This window comes from Pseudomonas cyclaminis, from assembly GCF_015163715.1.
GTDB lineage: Bacteria > Pseudomonadota > Gammaproteobacteria > Pseudomonadales > Pseudomonadaceae > Aquipseudomonas > Aquipseudomonas cyclaminis.
Map to the genome: position 1 here is coordinate 36,092 of NZ_JADDUM010000040.1, position 22,418 is coordinate 58,509.

18 protein-coding genes and 5 pseudogenes are annotated in these 22,418 nt (G+C 61.6%); 16 read left to right on the plus strand and 7 right to left on the minus strand.

Annotation, left to right across the window (positions count from 1 at the left end):
- Positions 1-55: 55 nt before the first annotated feature.
- A complete protein-coding gene (locus IQK56_RS06975) occupies positions 56-421 on the minus strand; it encodes a YkgJ family cysteine cluster protein (RefSeq protein WP_122308684.1) in 366 nt (121 codons plus the stop codon).
- A gap of 251 nt (positions 422-672) precedes the next feature.
- On the opposite strand from IQK56_RS06975, the gene IQK56_RS06980 reads away from it, so the two are divergent.
- The gene (locus IQK56_RS06980; protein WP_122308682.1) at positions 673-2,019 is read left to right on the plus strand and encodes a spinster family MFS transporter; all 1,347 of its coding nucleotides are present in this window, start codon (positions 673-675) and stop codon (positions 2,017-2,019) included.
- A gap of 165 nt (positions 2,020-2,184) precedes the next feature.
- On the opposite strand, the pseudogene rapA reads toward IQK56_RS06980, so the two are convergent.
- Positions 2,185-5,030, minus strand: a pseudogene (gene rapA / locus IQK56_RS06985) (RNA polymerase-associated protein RapA).
- 218 nt (positions 5,031-5,248) lie between these two features.
- On the opposite strand from rapA, the gene IQK56_RS06990 reads away from it, so the two are divergent.
- Positions 5,249-5,590: an aspartate-semialdehyde dehydrogenase gene (locus IQK56_RS06990; protein WP_122308678.1), complete on the plus strand. Its 342-nt coding sequence runs from the start codon at positions 5,249-5,251 to the stop codon at positions 5,588-5,590.
- Here IQK56_RS06990 and IQK56_RS06995 read toward each other — a convergent pair.
- From IQK56_RS06995 to IQK56_RS07005, 3 genes and pseudogenes are all read right to left on the minus strand, one after another.
- Positions 5,587-6,768, minus strand: coding sequence for an aminotransferase class V-fold PLP-dependent enzyme (locus IQK56_RS06995; protein WP_193901610.1), 1,182 nt, complete (start codon positions 6,766-6,768; stop codon positions 5,587-5,589). The two genes, IQK56_RS06990 and IQK56_RS06995, sit on opposite strands and share 4 nt — an antisense overlap.
- Positions 6,765-7,235: a RidA family protein gene (locus IQK56_RS07000; protein ID WP_122308674.1), complete on the minus strand. Its 471-nt coding sequence runs from the start codon at positions 7,233-7,235 to the stop codon at positions 6,765-6,767. The genes IQK56_RS06995 and IQK56_RS07000 overlap by 4 nt, the downstream gene beginning before the upstream one ends.
- A gap of 91 nt (positions 7,236-7,326) precedes the next feature.
- Positions 7,327-8,198, minus strand: a pseudogene (locus IQK56_RS07005) (LysR substrate-binding domain-containing protein).
- Positions 8,199-8,331: 133 nt separating this feature from the next.
- On the opposite strand from IQK56_RS07005, the gene IQK56_RS07010 reads away from it, so the two are divergent.
- Both IQK56_RS07010 and ccoM read left to right on the plus strand, forming a co-directional pair.
- Positions 8,332-8,493, plus strand: a complete 162-nt coding sequence (locus tag IQK56_RS07010) for a hypothetical protein (protein ID WP_183140557.1) — start codon at positions 8,332-8,334, stop codon at positions 8,491-8,493.
- Positions 8,494-8,636: 143 nt separating this feature from the next.
- A complete protein-coding gene (ccoM, locus tag IQK56_RS31385; protein WP_276145525.1) occupies positions 8,637-8,753 on the plus strand; it encodes a cytochrome c oxidase subunit CcoM in 117 nt (38 codons plus the stop codon).
- A gap of 152 nt (positions 8,754-8,905) precedes the next feature.
- On the opposite strand, the gene IQK56_RS07015 is transcribed toward ccoM, so the two are convergent.
- Positions 8,906-10,381 carry an inorganic phosphate transporter gene (locus IQK56_RS07015; protein WP_150761143.1) on the minus strand — a complete coding sequence of 492 codons (1,476 nt, stop codon included), beginning with the start codon at positions 10,379-10,381 and terminating at the stop codon, positions 8,906-8,908.
- Positions 10,382-10,691: 310 nt separating this feature from the next.
- On the minus strand, positions 10,692-10,892 hold the full coding sequence (locus IQK56_RS07020) for a hypothetical protein (RefSeq protein ID WP_122308668.1): 201 nt from the start codon (positions 10,890-10,892) through the stop codon (positions 10,692-10,694).
- A gap of 557 nt (positions 10,893-11,449) precedes the next feature.
- Between IQK56_RS07020 and pcaR the strand changes: the two genes are divergently transcribed.
- The 12 genes and pseudogenes from pcaR to IQK56_RS07080 form a co-directional block, all read left to right on the plus strand.
- Entirely contained in the window at positions 11,450-12,292 is an 843-nt protein-coding gene (gene pcaR, locus IQK56_RS07025; protein WP_025855315.1) for a pca regulon transcriptional regulator PcaR, read from the plus strand.
- A gap of 145 nt (positions 12,293-12,437) precedes the next feature.
- Positions 12,438-13,778, plus strand: a complete 1,341-nt coding sequence (gene pcaK, locus IQK56_RS07030; RefSeq protein ID WP_112193937.1) for a 4-hydroxybenzoate transporter PcaK — start codon at positions 12,438-12,440, stop codon at positions 13,776-13,778.
- Between the two features lie 171 nt (positions 13,779-13,949).
- Positions 13,950-14,807 (plus strand): CoA transferase subunit A, encoded by an 858-nt coding sequence (locus IQK56_RS07035; RefSeq protein ID WP_112193939.1) that lies wholly within the window; start codon positions 13,950-13,952, stop codon positions 14,805-14,807.
- Positions 14,807-15,586 (plus strand): CoA-transferase subunit beta, encoded by a 780-nt coding sequence (locus tag IQK56_RS07040; RefSeq protein WP_122308664.1) that lies wholly within the window; start codon positions 14,807-14,809, stop codon positions 15,584-15,586. The genes IQK56_RS07035 and IQK56_RS07040 overlap by 1 nt, the downstream gene beginning before the upstream one ends.
- On the plus strand, positions 15,583-16,785 hold the full coding sequence (gene pcaF / locus IQK56_RS07045; protein ID WP_191629707.1) for a 3-oxoadipyl-CoA thiolase: 1,203 nt from the start codon (positions 15,583-15,585) through the stop codon (positions 16,783-16,785). Before IQK56_RS07040 ends, pcaF begins: the two co-directional genes overlap by 4 nt.
- A gap of 70 nt (positions 16,786-16,855) precedes the next feature.
- Positions 16,856-17,506: a protocatechuate 3,4-dioxygenase subunit beta gene (pcaH, locus tag IQK56_RS07050; RefSeq protein WP_193901612.1), complete on the plus strand. Its 651-nt coding sequence runs from the start codon at positions 16,856-16,858 to the stop codon at positions 17,504-17,506.
- Position 17,507: 1 nt separating this feature from the next.
- Positions 17,508-18,073 (plus strand): annotated as a pseudogene (pcaG, locus tag IQK56_RS07055) (protocatechuate 3,4-dioxygenase subunit alpha).
- A 200-nt stretch (positions 18,074-18,273) separates the two neighbouring features.
- Positions 18,274-19,568 (plus strand): annotated as a pseudogene (locus IQK56_RS07060) (MFS family transporter).
- Positions 19,569-19,578: 10 nt separating this feature from the next.
- The gene (locus IQK56_RS07065) at positions 19,579-20,943 is read left to right on the plus strand and encodes a 3-carboxy-cis,cis-muconate cycloisomerase (RefSeq protein WP_193863651.1); all 1,365 of its coding nucleotides are present in this window, start codon (positions 19,579-19,581) and stop codon (positions 20,941-20,943) included.
- Between the two features lie 10 nt (positions 20,944-20,953).
- Entirely contained in the window at positions 20,954-21,745 is a 792-nt protein-coding gene (pcaD, locus tag IQK56_RS07070; RefSeq protein ID WP_193863652.1) for a 3-oxoadipate enol-lactonase, read from the plus strand.
- 10 nt (positions 21,746-21,755) lie between these two features.
- Positions 21,756-22,154, plus strand: coding sequence for a 4-carboxymuconolactone decarboxylase (gene pcaC, locus IQK56_RS07075; RefSeq protein WP_112193950.1), 399 nt, complete (start codon positions 21,756-21,758; stop codon positions 22,152-22,154).
- Positions 22,155-22,268: 114 nt separating this feature from the next.
- Positions 22,269-22,418: pseudogene (locus tag IQK56_RS07080) on the plus strand (preQ0 transporter); the annotation flags it as partial.

Below are 22,418 nucleotides of genomic sequence, written 5' to 3' on the forward strand. Positions count from 1 at the left end.
GGATAATGGCACTTTGCTCTCAATGATTTTGGCATGCCACCCATAGCGATTAATGCTAAGCGCTGATGGGCAGCTCCAATTCGAATGGCGCTTGCAACGGCGGCAGGCCAAATGCGGCGCGGGCTGCATCGCAATCGACGTTCTGCTCGCCCTGGCTCCACGAGGCATCGAATTCTCGGCAAGGGCTGGAGCGTTGCTCATAAATTGAGCAACTGGTGCCTTTGCCGACTTCGCCTTCAAGGCTGCAGCAGCGCGCGGGCTTCTGGTCGGTGCCGATCATCGCGACGCGCGTCGGGTTGATCTGTACCACCAGGTCATCGGGCACTGTGCCACCCGACGAGGCGCACTCACCCCAGAAGAAAGACACACGGAAGTATGAACAGCAGGCACCGCAACTCAGACACGGACTGGCTTCGGACATGGGCGTCATCGATAAGAAAAGTAAGAAGGGGTGCTACGGGAAGGCTCGCCATTCTATCCGTGCCATGGCCATTGGGAAGAGGGGGGCGCACTTATATTTTTGTAGGTGAAGTCCCGTAGCGCCGGGTGAAATCATGCCCTATCAGCTTTACGAATCATTACAGACAACCTGGGCTCGCCTGACTATGTTGCAGGTACCGGGCAGGATGCATCGGGCATCGCAGCTCTCATAACAATAAAAGAGACGGACCCATGCAGAACTCGACCCAAGCGGCGAATGCCTGGCGCATTCTGTTCCTGCTGTTTCTGGCCAACCTGTTCAACTTCTTCGATCGCACCATTCCGGCGATCATCATCGAGCCGATCCGCATGGAATGGCACCTGAGCGACTTCCAGCTCGGCATCATCGGCACCGCCTTTACCATCGTCTACGCCATTGCCGGCCTGCCGCTCGGGCGCCTGGCCGATACCGGCTCGCGCAGCAAGCTGATGGGGTGGGGCCTGTTTGCGTGGAGCGGGCTGACGGCGGTCAACGGCCTGGTCGGCAGTTTCTGGACGTTTTTGCTGGTGCGCATGGGCATCGGTATCGGCGAAGCCAGCTATGCGCCGGCCGCCAACTCGCTGATTGGCGATCTGTTCCCGGCGCATCGTCGCGCCCGGGCCATGGGGATTTTCATGCTGGGCCTGCCGCTGGGTCTATTGCTGGCGTTCTTTACCATTGGTTGGATGGTCAAGGCCTTCGACAGCTGGCGCGCCCCGTTTTTTATCGCCGCCGTGCCGGGGATGATCCTCGCGGTGTTCATGTTCTATATCAAGGAACCCAGGCGCGGCGCCGCCGAAACCGTACAAGTCTCCCAGGAACGCGTCGACCGCCCGATCCGCCGCGTGCTGGCCGTACCGACTTTTCTGTGGCTGGTGCTGGCCGGGCTGTGCTTCAACTTTGCCACCTACGCCTGCAACTCGTTTCTGGTGCCAATGCTGCAACGTTATTTCCTTATGCCGTTACAGGATGCGGCCGTCGCCACCGGGGTGATTGTCGGTTTGACCGGCTTGGTGGGGCTGACCCTGGGCGGCTGGATCGCCGACAAGATTCACCAACGGGTTGCCAATGGCCGGCTGCTGTTTGCCGCGTGCAGCCTGATCATCTCCACCGTCACCACCGCCTGGGCCTTGCATGCCGGGCGCATCGAGATTGGTGTGTTTGTGGCGCTGTTCAGTGTGGGCTGGTTGTTTGCGTATAACTTCTACACCTGCGTGTACACGGCGATCCAGGACGTGGTCGAGCCACGCCTGCGCGCCACGGCGATGGCGTTGTTCTTTGCCGGGTTGTACTTGCTGGGCGGCGGCATGGGGCCGATCGTGGTGGGCGGATTGTCCGATCACTTTGCTCATTCGGCGATGTATGCCGATGGGGCTGCGCAGATGACTGAGGCTTATAAAGCCGTGGGTCTGCATGACGCCATGTACCTGATTCCGGTGGCGCTGTTCTTGACGATGCTGTTCTTGTTCCAGGCCTCGCGCAGTTTTGTGCGCGATGCCAAGCGCATGAAGGCCGGACTGGTGGCTGATGAGGTGCAGGCGGCGGCGGTGACGGCTTGAGATGGAGGTGATGCCATCGGGGGCAAGCCCCTCGCACATTGATCGGTGATAGACAGGACAACGCGGACAACTGTGGGAGGGGGCTTGCCCCCGATGACGCCCCCAAAGCCAATAAAAAAGGCCCGCATTGCGCGGGCCTTCTTGTTCAGCAGGGCAGGGCGGTAATCAACCCGCTACCAGCACCCGGATCGCCTCCAGTCGCAGCGCCGCCTTGTCGAGCATGGCCAGGCCTTGCTCGCGTTGGTTGCGCAGGGCAACCAGCTCGCTGTCACGCACGGTCGGGTTGACCGCTTGCAACGCAGTCAGGCGCGCCAGCTCTTCGTCGGTGTCCGCTGCCAGGCGACGCTTTGCCTCGGCCACCCGCTCGGCATGTTGCGGGGTGATCTTCTCTTCACCCGCGTTGATCCGTGGCGTCAACTGGTCGCGCTGGGCCTGGATGAACTTGTTGGCGCTGGCCCGCGGCACGCTTTCCAGTTGGTCGTTGAGGGTCACGAATGACACACGCCCCGACAGGTCATTGCCGTTCGCATCCAGCAGGCAGCGCAGTGCCGCCGGCGGCAGGTAGCGACCCAGTTGCAGCGCACGCGGTGCAACCACTTCGCTGACGTAGAGCAGTTCCAGCAACACGGTGCCCGGCTTGAGTGCCTTGTTCTTGATCAGCGCCACGGCGGTGTTGCCCATGGAGCCGGACAGCACCAGGTCCATGCCGCCCTGCACCATCGGGTGTTCCCAGGTGATGAACTGCATGTCTTCGCGTGACAGCGCCTGGTTACGGTCGTAGGTGATGGTCACACCTTCGTCGTCGCCCAGAGGGAAGCTGGCGTCGAGCATTTTTTCGCTGGGCTTGAGGATCAGCGCGTTTTCCGAATGGTCTTCGCTGTCGATACCGAAGGCGTCGAACAGGGTTTCCATGTAGATCGGCAGGGCGAACTGGTCGTCTTGCTCAAGAATGTCTTCAACCAGGGCATCGCCTTCGCCAGCGCCGCCGGAGTTGAGTTCCAGCAGGCGGTCGCGACCGGTGTGCAGCTCTTGCTCCAACCGCTCGCGCTCGGCACGGGCTTCGTCGATCAAGGCTTGCCACTCGCCGTCGTCGGCGTTTTCCAGCAGCGGCAGCAGGCGCGGGCCGAACTGGTGCTGCAACGCGTTGCCGGTCGGGCAGGTGTTGAGGAACGCGTTCAGCGCTTCGTGGTACCACTGGAACAGACGCTCTTGCGGGCTGGTTTCCAAGTACGGCACGTGCAGTTCGATCACATGTTTCTGGCCGATCCGGTCCAGACGGCCGATGCGCTGTTCCAGCAGGTCGGGGTGGGACGGCAGGTCGAACAGCACCAGGTGGTGGGAGAACTGGAAGTTGCGGCCTTCGGAGCCGATTTCCGAGCAGATCAGCACCTGGGCGCCGAACTCTTCATCGGCAAAGTAGGCGGCGGCGCGGTCACGTTCGAGGATGTTCATGCCCTCGTGGAACACCGTGGCCGGGATGCCGGAGCGCACGCGCAGGGCGTCTTCCAGGTCCATGGCGGTTTCGGCGTGGGCGCAGATCACCAGGACTTTGGTGCGCTTGAGCATTTTCAGCTGGTCGATCAGCCACTCGACGCGTGGGTCGAAGCGCCACCAGCGGTTCTCTTCGTCAATGTCCGGCTGCGACTGGAAGCTGACTTCCGGGTACAGCTCGGCGTGTTCGCCCAGCGGCAACTCCAGGTATTCATCCGGGTTCGGCATCGGGTAGGCGTGCAGCTTGCGCTCCGGGAAACCCTGCACGGCGGCACGGGTATTACGGAACAGCACGCGGCCGGTGCCGTGGCGATCGAGCAGCTCACGCACCAGGCGTGCACTGGCTTCGGCGTCGCCATCGTTGACAGCGGTGAGCAGCGCTTCGCCTTCGTTACCGAGGAAACCCTGGATGGTCTTGTGGGCGGTCGGCGACAGGCGGCCCTTATCGAGCAGTTCCTGCACGGCTTCGGCTACCGGGCGATAGTTTTCGCTCTCGGCGCGGAAGGCGTGCAGATCGTGGAAACGGTTCGGGTCCAACAGGCGCAGGCGTGCGAAGTGGCTGTCCTGGCCCAGTTGCTCCGGGGTCGCGGTGAGCAGCAGCACGCCTGGAATCACTTCGGCGAGTTGCTCGACGAGGGAGTATTGCGGGCTGGCTTTTTCTTCATGCCAGACCAGGTGGTGGGCTTCGTCGACGACCAGCAAGTCCCAGCCGGCGGCAAACAGCGCGTCCTGGGCCTTCTCGTCGTCCACCAGCCATTCCAGGGCCACGAGGGCCAACTGGGTGTCTTCGAACGGGTTGGCGGCATCGCTTTCGATGAAGCGTTCTTCGTCGAACAGCGCAACCTGCAGGTTGAAGCGGCGGCGCATTTCCACCAGCCACTGGTGTTGCAGGTTTTCCGGGACCAGGATCAACACGCGGTTGGCGCGGCCCGAGAGCAACTGGCGATGGATCACCAGGCCGGCTTCGATGGTCTTGCCCAGGCCTACTTCGTCAGCCAGCAATACCCGCGGCGCGATACGGTCAGCGACTTCACGGGCGATGTGCAGTTGGTGAGCAATAGGTTGCGCACGTACGCCACCCAGGCCCCACAGCGTGGACTGCAACTGGCGGCTGGTGTGTTCCAGGGTGTGGTAGCGCAGCGAAAACCAGGCCAGCGGGTCGATCTGGCCGGCGAACAGACGGTCGCTGGCCAGGCGGAACTGGATGAAGTTGGAGAGTTGGGTTTCCGGCAGGGTGACCTGCTCGTTCTGGCCATTGAGGCCGTGGTAGACCAGCAGGCCGTCGACATCGTCGACTTCCTGCACGGTCATTTTCCAGCCTTCGAAATGGGTGATGGAGTCACCGGCGAGAACCTCACACGGGTGAGGGGCGCATTCCGTAGCGCATACTGGCGAGTGTCGCCAGTGGCCGGATAGAGCACGGTCAACAAGCGGCCGTCCTGTGCCAGAACGGTGCCTAACCCCAGCTCTGCTTCGCTGTCACTAATCCAGCGTTGCCCCGGTTGATACTGCTGCGCCATGCTGCCTGACTCCCGCCGTGAAAAAGCCGACTATCTTAACGGAACAAGGCCCTCAGCCAAAGGACTCTGACAAAAACTACTCCGTTTGAGTGCGGGGGGAAGCGCTGAATCGACGGGTGGCGGGCACTTGCGAGTGTCGACTGGGTCACAGGTTGGCGAGTCCGCGCTCAAGTCGCCGTGGCCCCCGCCGACAGCCTGCTGACAGGAGAACAACTACCATGCTGCCACCTATGCTGCCCGTCAGCGTTATACCGGTTACGTCGCAACTCGACCCGGTCCGCCAGAAACCGGACATTCCGCCCGTGGTCCCTGTGCAAGCGGGCTCCAATGAAAGCACCATCGACTTGAAAAAAGGCGATGCCGAGCAGTCGACCTTTCTGCTGCGCGAAGAGCAGCGCCGCCAGCAGGAAGAGCAGAAACGCCGGCGCGAAGCCGATGAGGATCCGGACCAGCACCTGGCGATCCCGGGCGACCTGCTCAATGCCGACAACACCGTACCGGTTGTGCCGCTGATCGAAGACGCGCCGCGCCAGGGCCTTTGGGTGGACGTCGAGGTTTAAGCGCGCAGTTGCCTCAAGGCCGCTAGCAGCGACTCGATGTCGTGATCGTTGTTGAGGGGGCTGACGGAGATTCTCGCAACGCTTGCCAGGCCTCGCGCCTGCATATCCAGCGGGGTGTAGGCCACGCCGTTGGCGCCAATATTGATGTGCCTGAGTCCCAATTGTCGTTTCAGCTCGAAGGCGTCCCAGCCGGCGAGGTTGAAAGCGATCAGTCCTGATTGAAACGTGCCCAGGTCATGCAGGGAAACCCCCGGAATCTCACACAATGCCGCACGAATTTGCGCGCTGGTCTGTGCGACGTGTTCCCATACCCGCTCAATCCCCCAGCTATTCATCTCGTGCAGCGCATTCCCCAACCCCGCTAGCAGGGCGAAGGACACTTCGCTTGTTTCAAAGCGCCGTGCGTCGTCGCGCAGGTCGAAACCGGCGGCGGTCCAGGGGGCTGAAAACACATCGCGCTGGGCCGGGTTCAGCTGTTGGAGAAAGTCCGGGCGCACATACAGCAGCGCTGTGCCACGCGGCCCGCGCAGGTGTTTGCGGCCTGCCGACTTGAGCACATCGCACTGCAACGCCTGCACATCCACCGGCACCTGGCCGACCGCTTGGCCGGCGTCGATAAAGTAGGGGATGCCATGACGCCGGGCCACTGCGCCGATGGCCTGGGCGGGGTTGATCAGGCCGCCGTTGGCCGGCAGCCAGGTGAGGTCGATCAGCTTTACCCTGGCATCGATCATTGCCTCCAGCGCCACCGGGCACACCGCGCCGGTGGCGTCGCAGGGGATGACATCCACCCGCGCCCCCGCTTGCACGGCCAATTGCATGCTCGCCAGGTTGCCGCCCCATTCGTGGCGCCCCACCAGAATGCGATCACCCGGTTGCCACGGTGCCAAGGCTTGGAACGCCATGCTCCAGGCAGTCGAACCGCTGCCGGCAAAGGCTATCGATGCGACGGGCGCGTTGAGCAGCTGCGCGGCGGCGTGGCGGGCTTTTTCCATGAGCATGGCGCCATGCTCACCGGCTTCCATCGGACCTTCCCGTGCTTCGCGCTGTAGTTGGTCGATGATGGCGTCAAGTGTCGCCTGGCTGGGCAGCGAGGCGCCGGCAGGGTTGAAGTGCACGAGGCCCGACTGGCAGCCGGGCGTGGCCTCCCTTAATCGTTGGATATCGAGCGGGCTCACGGTTGCAGCTCGAAAATCGCGTCAACCTCCACTGCCACACCGGCTGGCAGGCTGGCAACACCCACTGCTGTGCGCACATGCCGGCCTTGTTCACCGAGGGCATTCACCAGCAGGTTCGACGCACCGTTGGCCACCGCGCCCTGGCGCTGGAAATCGGCGCTGCTGGCGATAAACACCCCCAGGCGCACAGTGCGCACCAGCCGCGACAGGTCATCGCCCAAGGCATCGCTCAATTGCGCGAGCAAGCTCAGTGCCGCCAGTTCTGCGGCCTGGACACCTTCTTCTTCACTGAGGGATTCGCCCAGTCGGCCGAGGTAAGCAGGCCTTCCGTCGAGCAGGGGGATTTGCCCTGAGATAAACAGCTGGTTCTGGCTGATGACATGGTTGATGTAGTTGGCAATCGGCTGGCTGGGGGCTGGCAGCGTCAGGCCAAGGGCGTGCATACGTTGGCGCAGGGAGTTGCTCATGCTGAGTCCTCTGGTTTCATGAGGTTTGAGCATGTTGTTCCGCGAGGGGCTGCGACAAACGGATAGATCTCACTCGACGTATCGAAATAACTCACGCGTCGGCGCAGATCTCCTTCAGCCACTGGCTGAAGCATTCGACCGCTTGGTGGGCTGGGCCTTGAGGGGTGATCAGCCAATAGCCGATATCGCTGTGGTAGGGCGGCCAGTCGAAGGCTTCCACCAGGCTGCCGTCCTGGAGCCGGCGTTGGATGAGGTGGTGACGACCCATCGCTATGCCCTGGCCGGCCACGGCGGCTTCGACCACGATGTTGTAGTCGTGCAGCATGACGCGCGGGTGATGTTCAAGGCTGACTTGATAGTGCCGGGACCAGTCCGTCCATTCGAACGGCCGGTGTGAGGTAGCCATCAGCAAGGGGCCGTTGCCCAGTTGGCTGGCCTTGAACGCCGGGCTGCATACCGGTGAAATGACCTCAGTCATCAGGCGCGTGGCCTGCACGTCCGGCCAGTCGCCCTTGCCATAACGGATGGCCAGGTCGACCTCGGCGGCGGCGACGTTGGCCAGTTGAATTGACGGCAACAGCTCCACCTGGATGTGTGGGTAGCGGTTGAGAAACCCCGCCAGGCGCGGGGCGAGCCACAAGGTGGCGAAGGACGCCAACAGCCCGATGCGCAATACCGTGGCGCTGGGCACCTGCCGTTGGGCGCGTGTCGCGGTAGCGATGGCATCGAGGGCCGGGCGGATTTCGTCGTAGTAACGCTGCCGTCTGCGGTCAGATCAATGGCGCGGGTGCGTCGGATAAACAGCGGTTTGCCCAGGTGCTGTTCGAGTTTCTGGACCTGATGGCTGAGGGCGCTTTGGGTCACTGACAGCTCCTGGGCCGCCTTGATAAAGCTCAAGTGCCGGGCCACGGCTTCAAAAGCACGAAGGGCCAGCAGAGGGGGAAGATCCTTGTGCAGTGCCACCTGAGTGCGCGTCCTGGGTTGGGCGGAAAGTGCCGATTCTGGGCGACGGTCTGCCTTTTGTCGCGCGCTGATTTGCCGTCGGGCGCGGGAGCCCGCATTATTGAGCCCTACCTGCCACGACGTAAGACAAGCCATGAGTGATGACGACAAGCTGATCGACCTGAATGCCGAACGCGCCAAGCGCGTGCATGACCTCAATGACAAACGCCTGAATGAAGTGCGCCAGGCATTTGAACAGGCAATGCCGCTGGGGAAGGTCAAGAAGAAATCCAAGAGCAAGCCGAAAAAGCGTTGAAGCTGCCTCCATCCTTTGATGCAGGTCAGTTACTGCACTTCTTTACGCCCCGTTGCGGGCGACATTGATCCTCGTCAATTTTTCAATCCACCGTCTCCAGTAACTTAGCCCTATCGCAACAGGGCAAGTGCAGGAGGCCGGTCATGTTTATCGATAATGTGGTATTTGCCGGGGTGCTGACTGTCAGCCTCATGGTGCTGTTTTTTGTAGGGTTTGGGATTTTTATCTGGAAGGACGCTAATAAGCGTAAAGAACCGTAAGTCTTTCTGGATTACATGAGCACGCAAGGCATTTTGGGCGACTTCGGTCGCCTTTTTTTTTGCCCGGTATTTAATGATGTCGGTTAATACTGATCCATAAAAAAAAGGTGCGGTCCTCACAGAGGCCGCACCTTTTTTTCAGCGCCTGGCTATCAGGTGCCCAGTGCCTTGGACGCCAGCCAGAACAACCCGGCCGACAGGCCAACGGTCGCAGGCAGCGTCAACACCCAAGCCATCAGGATGGTCTTGACCGTGCCACCTTGCAGGCCGCTCTTGTTCGCGACCATGGTGCCCGCCACGCCGGAAGACAGCACATGCGTCGTGGACACCGGCAAGGCAAAGATATTGGCAAAACCAATCATGGTAGCGGTGGTGATCTGCGCCGACATGCCCTGGGCATAGGTCATGCCCTGCTTGCCGATCTTCTCACCGATGGTCAGTACCACACGCTTCCAACCCACCATGGTGCCCAGGCCCAAGGCCAGTGCGACGGCGAGGATCACCCAGAACGGCGCGTACTCGGTCGTCGCGGTCAGGTCTTTGCGAAGCTTGTCGAGGTCGGACTTCTCACGCGCATCCAGGCCCGGCAGCTTGCCGACTTTCTTCGCGGTGTCGTCCAGGCAGAGCAGGTAGCGACGCACTTCGATACGCTGGTCCGAGGTCAGCGAATGGTAGTCCGAGACGCCGCTCAACGTACTGACGAGCGCTTTGATAGTGGGCTCGGTCTGCTGCGGGTTGCACTGGAACTTGCCCGGCAGATCGTCCTTCACGCTTTTGCCCAGGGCGAGGAATTCGCCGAGGGTGGCGTTATTGCGCTGGTAGAACTGGCTCAAATGCACGGTGGCGTCGCGGGTACGCTCGATCTGGTAGGTGGTGCTGCCCAAGTCGAGTACGAACTGCGCCGGCACGATACCGATCAGCACCAGCATGATCAGGCCGATGCCTTTCTGACCATCGTTGGAACCGTGCACGAAACTCACGGCCATGGCGGAGATCACCAGGACCAGACGGTTCCAGAACGGCGGGTGCTTTTTGTCGTCGAGCTTGCGGCGCTGGTCCGGGGTCTTGTGCATCTTCGACAGCGGACGCCACCATTTCAGACCGATCAGCACCAGGGCTGCGACGAGGAAACCCGCCATCGGCGAGAACACCAGGGAGGCACCGATATCAACTGCCTTCTGCCAGTTCACACCGTCAGCCAGGGGGATGTCGTTGATCAGGGCATTGGCCAGGCCGACACCGAGGATCGAGCCGATCAGGGTGTGGGAGCTGGAAGCAGGGATACCGAAGTACCAGGTGCCCAGGTTCCAGGTGATCGCCGCGGCCAATAACGAGAAGACCATCGCCAAACCATGGCCGGTGTTCACATTGATCAGCAACTCCACCGGCAGCAAATGCACGATGGCGTAGGCGACACCCACACCACCGAGCAACACGCCGAGGAAGTTGAACACCCCGGAGAAGAACACGGCCAGATGCGGCGGCATGGCTTTGGTATAGATGACTGTGGCCACCGCGTTAGCGGTGTCATGAAAGCCATTGATGAACTCGAAGGCGAGGACAAAGGCCAGGGCGAGCAACAGGCTCACGAGAACCCAAGCATCCAGTCCGCTGAATAAATCGATCATGAAGGTTTTCTGACCCGGTCGTAAGGGGGCGCGATTATGCCAGAAAACCTCAGTAATCGATGCACTAGCTGCTCATCGGTAAGAATCTTCATTGAAATGCCAGGGGCGAAACCGGGCGATCCCAGGGTTTTCGGGGCTTTGGCAAGTCTTTGATTTATAAAGTACAGGGCTGAAAAGACAGGGTTTTGTCACCGAATCGTCATTCCTGAAACATTTGTATGAAATTTTACTGGTGATCGTAGGACCCAGGCCCGAGCTGCTGGCTAAGCGCTAGCAGCCCGGGCCGAGCCCTTGGCTCAATCCGAAGCGCTCATCGCTCTTCGGCCTTGAGTTCCTGTTCAATCTTTTGGATTTCCTGGGTAAACGCCTGGTCGAGCAGGCTGGCTCGCTTGCGCCAGGGTTTGCGCTCAGGTTCAGGCTGGGCGGCGTAGGTGGTGACTTCCCCGCCGTAAACGTCCTTGTAACGTTGCTCCTGGCGCTCAAGTTCCGCGCGCAGTTCATCTTTCGTCACATTGTTACCTAATTGAGTTGAGTGTAATTACGCTGCAGCGTTATGCCTGAATGTCGCCCTCGGAGTGTTCAATGTTGAACCAATGATGCGTTCAAGTTTGAACAGCTGATACTAAAGACCGCTGTCATTCAAAGCAGGTAGTTGCGAGTCCGTGCACGGCATGTGCCTGGTCTGGCGAGCTCTGGTCTCGATAATGAAGCCGGGCTGACCTGCACACAGGGTGCATTATAGCGGCGCATTTGAATAACACTATCGGCATAAAGTTAAAAAGCGTCAACTTTGTGTGAGTGTTTTGTTACACGGGCACGTCGGTATTTGCTGAATTCTGGCGCCATAAATTCAACAAGGAATTAAAGATTCAATATGCTCAACGCTACTTAACGTTGCCATGGCAGGCGAGGGAGGGGCCGGCCGCTCAGGCATGGCGAAATTGCGATAATCGCATGATCGTCCGATAATCGCCCAATGTTGCCGGCCCTGCCTTGTGCATGGCGGCCGGTGCGGCTTGTAATACCCGCCCAATCCCTGCGGTTGACAATAAGAGAAAGGAACCCGAGATGAACGATCAATTGCGCAACTCTTTCGCGTCAGTGGCGCCGCCGATCGTTGCCTCGCCGGCCAAGCGGATCCAGGCGTTTACCGGTGACCCCGACTTCATGACCTCCCTGGCCCGTGGCCTGGCCGTAGTGCAGGCATTCCAGGAGCGCAAGCGCCACCTGACGATTGCCCAGATCAGTCACCGCACCGAAATCCCCCGCGCCGCCGTGCGCCGTTGCCTACATACCCTGATCAAACTTGGCTACGCCACCACTGACGGGCGTACCTATTCACTGTTGCCCAAAGTCTTGACCCTGGGCCATGCCTACCTGTCATCCACGCCACTGGCGGTGTCTGCCCAGCCGTACCTGGACCGCATGAGTGAACAACTGCACGAAGCCTGCAACATGGCCACCCTGGAAGGCGATGACATTCTCTATATCGCCCGCTCGGCCACCACCCAGCGCCTGATTTCCGTGGACCTGTCGGTGGGCGGCCGTTTGCCGGCCTATTGCACCTCCATGGGCCGCATCCTGCTCGCGGCGCTGGACGACGCCTCGCTGCAGGACTACCTCGACCACGCCGACCTGCAAACCAAGACCAGCCGCACCCTCACCACGCCCGAAGCCTTGTTCGAATGCTTGCAACAAGTGCGTCAGCAGGGGTGGTGCATCGTCGACCAGGAACTGGAACAGGGCCTGCGCTCCATCGCGGTGCCGGTGTATGACGCCTCGGGCCAGGTATTGGCGGCACTCAATGTCAGCACCCATGCAGGGCGGGTCAGCCGCAGCGAGTTGGAACAGCGCTTCCTGCCGAGCATGCTCAGCGCCAGCCGTGAGCTGAGTGCGCAGTTGTTTGCCTAAGCTGTTCGGTGACCGCACAGATCCCGGCTTGATCAATTGACGGTGTTTCACCCGGCTTATTATTGTGCGGCAGCGCTCTTAAGGGCGCCCCAATAATAATGACGACCCCAGGTCGTTGGCCCGCCCTCGGTGTGGAATAAAAATAATGAATCAGCCTTCTGTCGGTACCACGCTGGACGTGCAGTCCTTCATCAACACCCAGCCACTGTCGCGCTATCAGTGGCGCGTGGTCATCCTGTGTTTCCTGATTGTTTTCCTCGACGGCCTCGACACCGCAGCCATGGGCTTTATTGCGCCTGCGCTGTCCCAGGACTGGGGCATCGACCGCGCCAGCCTCGGCCCGGTGATGAGCGCCGCGTTGATCGGCATGGTATTCGGCGCACTGGGGTCAGGCCCGCTGGCCGACCGTTTTGGCCGTAAAGTGGTGCTGGTTGGCGCCGTACTGGTGTTTGGTGCGTTCAGCCTCGCTTCGGCCTACAGCAGCAACGTCGACCAATTGCTGGTGCTGCGTTTCCTCACCGGGCTGGGACTGGGCGCGGGTATGCCCAACGCCACCACGCTGCTGTCCGAATACACCCCCGAGCGCCATAAATCGTTGCTGGTGACCAGCATGTTCTGCGGTTTCAACCTGGGCATGGCCGGTGGCGGGTTTATCTCGGCCAAGCTGATCCCGGCGTTTGGCTGGCATGCGTTGTTGATGATCGGCGGCATCCTGCCGTTGATTCTGGTGGTGGTTCTGCTGCTCTGGCTGCCGGAGTCGGCGCGTTACCTGGTGGTGCGCAACCGTGGCACCGACAAGGTGCGCAAAACCTTGTCACCCATCGAGCCCACTATTGTTGCCCAGGCCACGGCCTTCAGCGTACCCGAACAGAAAACCGTCAAGGCCCGCAATGTGTTCGCGGTGATTTTCTCCGGCACCTACAGCGCCGGCACCTTGCTGCTGTGGCTCACCTACTTCATGGGCCTGGTGATTGTGTACCTGCTGACCAGTTGGCTGCCGACGCTGATGCGTGACAGCGGCGCGAGCATGGAGCAGGCCGCGTTTATCGGTGCGCTGTTCCAGTTCGGTGGTGTACTGAGCGCCGTTGGCGTGGGTTGGGCGATGGACCGGTTCAATCCCCACAAAGTCATCGGCATTTTCTACCTGCTGGCTGGGGTGTTTGCCTACGCGGTCGGACAGAGCCTGGGCAATATCACGGTGCTGGCGACCTTGGTGCTGATCGCCGGGATGTGCGTCAACGGTGCGCAATCGGCGATGCCATCCCTGGCGGCGCGTTTCTACCCGACCCAAGGTCGCGCCACCGGCGTGTCGTGGATGCTTGGCATCGGCCGCTTTGGCGCGATCCTCGGCGCCTGGATGGGCGCCACCTTGCTGGGCCTGGGCTGGAACTTCGAGCAGGTGCTCACCGCCCTGGTGATCCCGGCCGCAGTGGCCACGGCGGCAGTGGTCATCAAGGGCATGGTCAGCCATGCGGATGCGACCTGAGAACGGGCACATTTGACCGAGTTCAGATGAAGGTTAGCTAGGCAACAATCGGTTCGATAATCGAACGCTTAGTCGATTATCGGATTGTTTGGCCCATTTCCCCGGCTTAATCTTCAAGCACTTCGGCGCCACCTCAGCGCCTTTTTCGATAACCCCGGGAGCCCAAACCCCATGGCTGACATTCTCACCCTGCGTGATGCGGTCAAGCGCTTCGTGAACGACGGCGATACCGTCGCCCTCGAAGGCTTCACCCACCTGATCCCTACGGCCGCAGGCCATGAAATCATTCGTCAGGGCAAGAAAGACCTGACGCTGGTGCGTATGACACCTGACCTGATCTACGACCAGTTGATCGGGGCCGGCTGTGCACGCAAGCTGATTTTCTCCTGGGGCGGCAACCCAGGCGTGGGCTCCCTGCATCGCCTGCGTGACGCGGTCGAGAAGCAATGGCCGCAGCCGCTGGAGATCGAAGAACACAGCCATGCCGACCTGGCGAATGCCTACGTCGCTGGTGCTTCCGGCCTACCGTTCGCCGTGCTGCGTGCCTACGCGGGTTCCGACTTGCCCAAGGTCAACCCGCTGATCAAAAGCGTGACCTGCCCATTTACCGGCGAAGTGCTGGCGGCGGTGCCGTCGGTGCGTCCGGACATCACCGTGATCCACGCCCAGAAGGCCGACCGCAAGGGCAACGTGTTGCTCTGGGGCATTCTCGGCGTGCAGAAGGAAGCGGCCTTGGCGGCCAAGCGTTGCATCGTCACCGTCGAGGAAATTGTCGACGACCTGAACGCACCGATGAACAGCTGCGTGTTGCCCACCTGGGCCTTGACTGCCGTCTGCCATGTACCCGGCGGCGCGCATCCGTCCTACGCTCACGGTTACAACGAGCGCGACAATCGCTTCTACCAGGCGTGGGACCCTATTGCCCGTGACCGTGGGACGTTTACCGCCTGGATTGATGAATACATCCATGGCACTGCCGATTTCAGTGAATTCCAGGCCAAACTGGCCACCGCGCAGGAGGCCAAGTAATGGCTTACTCGACCAATGAAATGATGACCGTCGCCGCCGCACGCCGCCTCAAGAACGGCTCGGTGTGCTTCGTCGGCATCGGCCTGCCCTCGAAAGCGGCCAACCTGGCGCGCCTGACTTCGTCGCCCGACGTGGTGTTGATCTACGAGTCCGGCCCGATTGGCGCCAAGCCTTCGGTACTGCCGTTGTCCATCGGTGATGGCGAACTGGCCGAAACCGCTGACACCGTGGTGCCAACCGGTGAGATTTTTCGCTACTGGCTGCAAGGCGGGCGCATTGACGTCGGCTTTCTCGGTGCGGCCCAAGTCGACCGTTTCGGCAACATCAACACCACCGTGGTCGGTGACTACCACCAGCCCAAAGTACGCCTGCCGGGTGCCGGTGGTGCGCCGGAGATTGCCGGTTCCGCCAAGAGCGTGCTGATCATCCTCAAGCAGTCGTCCCGTTCGTTCGTGGACAAGCTGGACTTCATCACCTCCGTCGGCCACGGCGAGGGCGGCGATTCACGCAAGCGCCTGGGCCTGCCGGGCGCCGGCCCGGTCGGCATCATTACCGACCTGTGCATCATGGAGCCGGAAGAGGGCACCCATGAATTTGTGGTTACCGCGCTGCACCCTGGCGTAACCCGCGAGCAAGTGGTGGCCGCTACCGGTTGGGCGATCCGCTTTGCCGACCAGGTCAGCACCACTGCCGAACCGACGGACATCGAACTCACCGCCCTGCGCGACCTCGAAGCCCGCACGGCCGCCGCCCATGGCCAAGCACCCGGAGAAGCCTGATGCGCGACGTGTTTATCTGTGATGCCATCCGCACACCCATCGGCCGTTTCGGCGGTGGCCTGGCCACGGTGCGTGCCGACGACCTGGCCGCGCTGCCGATCAAGGCGCTGATGGAACGCAACCCGTCGGTGGACTGGCGTGCGGTCGACGAGGTGTTCCTTGGCTGCGCCAACCAGGCCGGCGAAGACAACCGCAACGTTGCGCGCATGGCGCTGTTGCTGGCCGGCCTGCCGCAGAGCATTCCCGGCGTGACCCTCAACCGCTTGTGCGCCTCGGGCATGGACGCCATCGGCACCGCGTTTCGCGCCATCGCCAGCGGCGAAATGGAGCTGGCGATTGCCGGCGGCGTCGAGTCGATGTCCCGCGCACCGTTCGTGATGGGCAAGGCCGATGCGGCGTTTTCGCGCAACATGAAGCTGGAAGACACCACCATCGGCTGGCGTTTTATCAACCCGTTGATGAAGGAACAATACGGCGTGGATGCGATGCCGCAGACTGCCGATAACGTGGCCGACGATTACAACGTGTCCCGTGCTGATCAGGACGCCTTCGCCCTACGCAGCCAGCAACGCACGGCGGCCGCTCAGGCGGCCGGATTCTTTGCCGAAGAAATCGTGCCGGTGCGGGTCGCCCATAAAAAAGGCGAAACCGTGGTGGAGCACGATGAGCATCCACGGGACACCACCCTTGAAGCCCTGACCAAGCTCAAACCGGTCAACGGCCCTGACAAAACTGTCACCGCTGGCAATGCTTCGGGTGTGAATGATGGCGCCGCCGCGCTGATCCTGGCGTCCGCCGAAGCGGTCAAGAAACACGGGCTCACCGCCCGTGCCCGCGTGTTGGGCATGGCCAGCGCCGGTGTCGCCCCGCGTGTGATGGGCATCGGCCCGGTGCCGGCGGTGCGCAAACTGGTCGAGCGCCTGGGTTTGGCGGTCACCGATTTTGACGTGATCGAACTCAACGAAGCCTTCGCCAGCCAAGGCCTGGCGGTGTTGCGTGAACTGGGGATCGCCGACGACGCGCCCCAGGTCAACCCGAACGGCGGCGCCATCGCCCTGGGGCACCCGCTGGGCATGAGCGGTGCGCGGTTGGTCCTGACAGCCCTGCATCAGTTGGAAAAAACCGGTGGCCGTAAAGGCCTGGCGACCATGTGTGTCGGCGTCGGCCAAGGCTTGGCCCTGGCGATTGAACGCATCTAATAAGAGAGGACTGCTCCATGAGTGACAAGCCCGGTTACCGCGCCCGCAAGCGGGCACTCAACCTGATTACCTGCACCCGGCCTACCAGTCGACGAACCTGCGTTCGCCGTCCCAGCCGTTGGTGTTCCTGCCCCATTCCTTGTCGGAAATCACCGGCCCGACCATCGGCGCCGAGCGAATCAACGAGAAGGACAACGACCTGACCGCGCAGCATGAAGGCGAGCCTCAGGGCGAACGCATCATCATTCACGGCCGCGTACTGGATGAAAACGGCCTGCCGGTACCGGGCATCCTCGTCGAGATCTGGCAAGCCAACGCCGCCGGTCGCTACAACCACAAGCGCGATGTGCACGACGCGCCGCTGGACCCGAATTTCACCGGCACCGGCCGCACCGTCACGGACGCCGATGGCTGGTACCAGTTCCAGACCATCAAGCCCGGCGCCTACCCGTGGGGCAACCATCACAACGCATGGCGCCCGGCGCATATCCACTTTTCGCTGTTTGGCCCCAGCGTGCTGACGCGATTGGTCACGCAGATGTATTTCCCCGGCGACCCGTTGCTGGAATACGACCCGATCTATAACTGCGTGCCGGATACCAGTGCCAAGGAACGCTTGATCGCCAGCTTCGACCTGGAAAAAACCATTCCTTCCTATGCCCTCGGCTACCGCTGGGACATCGTCCTGCGCGGCCGCGACGCCACGCCGATGGAGAAATGAGATGAGCCTTTACGCAACCACGTCCCACACCGTCGGGCCGTATTACCACATCGGCCTGACCTGGCTGAACCGCGAAGACCTGACCGTCGCCGCCACCCTTGGCGAGCGCGTGGCGATCAGCGGGCAAGTGGTGGATGGCAACGGTGATGTGGTCAACGACGCCATGCTCGAAGTCTGGCAGGCCAACGCCGCCGGCAAGTACGACCACCCGGAAGATGAGCAGGACAAGGCCGTCGACCCGAACTTCGAAGGTTTCGGCCGGGTACCGGTGGACGCCGAAGGGCGCTTCCGGTTTACCACCATCAAGCCGGGCGCGTCCCGGGCCTGAAGGGCATGACCCAGGCGCCGCACCTGGTGGTGCTGGTGTTTGCCCGTGGCTTGGTGAAGCACTTGCTGACGCGGATTTATTTTGACGGTGAGGCACTCAATGGCGATGACGCGCTGCTGGCGTGTGTGCCGGCTGAGCGGCGTAGCACCTTGATTGCCAGGCAGGATGAGCAGGGTGTGTATCAGTGGAATGTGATTTTGCAGGGGACGGATAAGGAGACGGTGTTTTTTGATTATTGAGTAAGGCTTGGGGGCCTCTTCGGGGGCAAGCCCCCTCCCACAGTTGATCGAGTTGTCTGAGCCTTACTCGGTTAAATGTGGGAGGGGGCTTGCCCCCGACAGGGCCGGTTCAGGCAACCCATTATCCAAATGTCTGCTTGCGGAACATGGTTGTTGCAAAGTATGTCTAGGCTATAACCGTTCCCACTGAGTGAAAAATCATGACAACAACCACCAGTCACTACACCGGAGAAGAACGCAGCAAACGGATCTTTGCGATTGTCGGTGCCTCCTCCGGCAACCTGGTCGAATGGTTCGACTTCTACGTCTACGCCTTCTGCGCGATCTACTTTGCTCCGGCATTTTTCCCGTCGGATGATCCCACGGTCCAACTGCTCAACACCGCCGGCGTATTCGCCGCCGGGTTCCTGATGCGCCCCATCGGCGGCTGGCTGTTCGGCCGGGTTGCCGATAAACACGGTCGCAAAAATTCGATGATGATCTCGGTGCTGATGATGTGCGCCGGCTCGCTGGTCATCGCCTTCCTGCCCACCTACAAAGACATCGGCGCCTGGGCCCCGGCGTTGCTGCTGGTGGCGCGGTTGTTCCAGGGTTTGTCGGTGGTGGCGAGTACGGCACCACCGCGACCTACATGAGTGAAGTCGCACTCAAAGGGCAGCGCGGCTTCTTCGCCTCGTTCCAATACGTCACCCTGATCGGCGGACAACTGCTGGCGGTGCTGGTGGTGGTGATCCTGCAACAGATCCTCACCGAAGAGGAATTGCGCGCCTGGGGCTGGCGGATTCCGTTCGTGATCGGCGCCATTGCGGCGGTGATTTCGCTGCTGCTGCGTCGCACCCTCAAGGAAACCACCAGCAAGGAAATGCGCCAGGACAAGGACGCCGGCAGCATCGCTGCGCTGTTTCGCAACCATAAAGCGGCGTTTATCACCGTGCTCGGCTACACCGCCGGCGGCTCGCTGATTTTCTACACCTTCACCACCTACATGCAGAAGTACCTGGTGAACACCGCCGGGATGCACGCCAAGACCGCCAGCTACATCATGACCGGCGCGCTGTTCGTGTACATGTGCATGCAGCCGCTGTTCGGCATGCTCTCGGACAAGATCGGTCGACGCAACTCGATGCTCTGGTTCGGCGCCCTCGGTACCCTGTGCACGGTGCCGATCCTTTTGACCCTGAAAACCGTGACCAGCCCGTTCCTGGCGTTTGTGCTGATTTCCCTGGCGTTGGCTATCGTAAGTTTCTACACCTCGATCAGCGGACTGGTGAAAGCGGAAATGTTCCCGCCCCATGTGCGCGCCTTGGGCGTAGGCCTGGCCTATGCGGTGGCCAATGCGATCTTCGGCGGCTCGGCGGAATACGTGGCCTTGGGTCTGAAATCCATGGGCATGGAAAACACCTTTTATTGGTACGTCACCGGCATGATGGCCGTGGCTTTCCTGTTCAGCTTGCGTCTGCCGAAACAGGCGGAGTACTTGCACCACGATTTGTAAGGAACGCGTTATGACACTGCGCACGAGCAACCAGCTGTTCGACGCTTACTTCACCGCTGACAGCATGGCCGAGGTCTTCTGCGACCAGGGGCGCTTGCAGGGCATGCTGGATTTTGAGGCAGGTTTGGCCCGCGCCGAGGCGCGGGTTGGGTTGATTCCCCAGGCCGCCGTTGCACCGATTGCCCAGGCATGCCTGGCGTCGTTGTACGACGTCGACGCACTTGGCGCGGCGATTGCCACCGCGGGTAATTCGGCGATTCCGTTGGTCAAGGCGCTGGGTAAATTGATCGCCAGTGAAGATGCCGGGGCCGAACGCTACGTGCATCTGGGCGCGACCAGCCAGGATGTGATGGACACCGGCCTGGTGCTGCAATTGCGGCGCGCACTGGTATTGATCGAAACCGACCTTGTTCGCTTGGGCGATGTACTCGCCGCCCAGGCCCAGCGTTATGCGACCACACCGATGGCCGGGCGTACCTGGCTGCAGCACGCAACGCCCGTCACCTTGGGGATGAAAATCGCCGGCTGGCTGGGCGCCGTGACCCGCAGTCGCCAGCGCCTGACGGAGCTGAGACCGCGCCTGCTGGTGCTGCAATTCGGCGGTGCCTCCGGAACCCTGGCGGCGCTGGGCGAACAGGCGCTGCCGGTGGCCGAGGCGTTGGCGGCTGAGCTACAACTGACCCTGCCCGAACAGCCCTGGCACACACAGCGTGATCGCCTGGTGGAGTTCGCCAGCGTGCTGGGGTTGATCGCCGGCAGCCTCGGCAAGCTGGGCCGCGACATCAGCCTGTTGATGCAGACCGAAGCCGCGGAGGTGTTCGAGCCGTCGGCACCGGGCAAGGGTGGCTCGTCCACTATGCCGCACAAACGCAATCCAGTCGGTGCCGCCGTGTTGATCAGTGCGGCCACCCGCGTGCCTGGGTTGGTCTCGACGATGTTCAGCGCCATGCCCCAGGAGCACGAACGCAGCCTGGGCCTGTGGCATGCCGAGTGGGAAACCCTGCCGGAGATCTGCCGGTTGGTGTCGGGTGCCTTGCAACAGGCCGTGCAGGTGAGCGAAGGGTTGGAAGTCGACCCCGAGCGCATGAAACAGAACCTCGACCTGACCCAGGGCCTGGTCCTGGCCGAAGCTGTCAGCATTGTGCTTGCCCAACGCCTGGGCCGCGAAACCGCGCACCATTTGCTGGAGCAGTGCTGCAAGCGAGCAGTCGCCGAAGGGCGCCATCTACGCGCCGTATTGGCCGACGAACCGCAGGTCAGCGCCGAGCTGTCCGCCCGCGAACTCGACCGTCTGCTCGACCCGGCCCACTATCTGGGCCAGGCGCACACTTGGGTTACCCGTGCTGTCACCGAACATTTTGAACGGACTGCCTAAGGAGGCCGCCATGCCATCTGTACAACTCGCCGAGGGCGCCCTGCATTACCAACTGGATGGGCCCGTGGACGCGCCAGTATTGGTGCTGTCCAACTCGTTGGGCACCGACCTGCATATGTGGGACATCCAGATTCCGGCCTTCACCCAGCATTTTCGCGTGTTGCGTTTCGATACCCGTGGCCATGGCAAATCCCTGGTTACCGAGGGCCCCTACAGCATCGAACAGCTCGGCCGTGATGTGCTGGCGCTGTTGGACGCACTGGATATTCAACGCGTGCATTTTTGCGGCCTGTCCATGGGCGGCCTGATCGGCCAATGGCTGGGCATCAACGCCGGCGAGCGTTTGCTGAGTCTGGTGGTGTGCAACACCGCCGCCAGGATCGGCACGCCGGAGATCTGGAACCCGCGCATCGAGATGGTGTTGCGCGACGGTGCAGCGGCGATGGTGGCCTTGCGTGATGCCTCCATTGCGCGCTGGTTCACCGCTGACTTCGCAGCGGCCAACCCGCACCAGGCCCAGCAGATCACCGACATGCTCGCGTCCACCTCGCCCGAGGGGTACGCGGCCAACTGCGGCGCGGTGCGGGATGCGGATTTCCGTGAGCAACTGCGCACGATCAAAGTGCCGACCCTGGTGATTGCCGGCACCGAAGATGCCGTCACACCGCCGGCCGGTAGCCACTTTATTCAGACCCATGTGAAGGGTGCCGAGTACGCTGAGTTCTATGCGGCGCACCTGTCCAACGTTCAGGCCGGTGCTGCATTCAGCGACCGTGTGATTGAATTTTTGCTGGCCCGTTGAGGAGCTTTTTGTGGAAGAGAAACAACGTTACGCCGAGGGCCTTCAAGTACGCCGCGACGTGCTGGGCGACGCCCATGTCGACCGTAGCCTCAATGCCCTGACCGAGTTCAACAGCGAGTTCCAGGAAATGATCACCCGCCACGCCTGGGGTGATATCTGGACCCGTCCCGGGCTGCCTCGGCACACCCGTAGCCTGATCACGATTGCCATGCTGATCGGCATGAACCGCGCCGAAGAACTCAAGCTGCACCTGCGCGCCGCCGCCAGCAATGGCGTGACCCGTGCCGAGATCAAGGAGGTGTTGATGCAGAGCGCGATCTACTGCGGGATCCCGGCGGCGAATGCCACGTTCCACCTGGCTGAATCCGTGTGGGATGAATTGGGCGTTGAGTCCCGCCAACCCGACTAGATTTGAAATGCGGTCAAAATGTGGGAGGGGGCTTGCCCCCGATGAGGCCCTCCCAGACGACATATTTCCAAATGTGAAGTACCCTTTGCCCCTTGTTCACAGGTCCCTCGCCCCATGCTCTTCCTGATCGCCTACATCAGCAGCGTCGTGCTGATCAACTTCGCCTTCTCCACCGCCCCGCACCTGGATGTGATCTGGTCCGCCTGGGGCGCCTGGTCTTCATCCTGCGCGACATGGTGCAGACCCGCTTCGGCCACGGTGCGA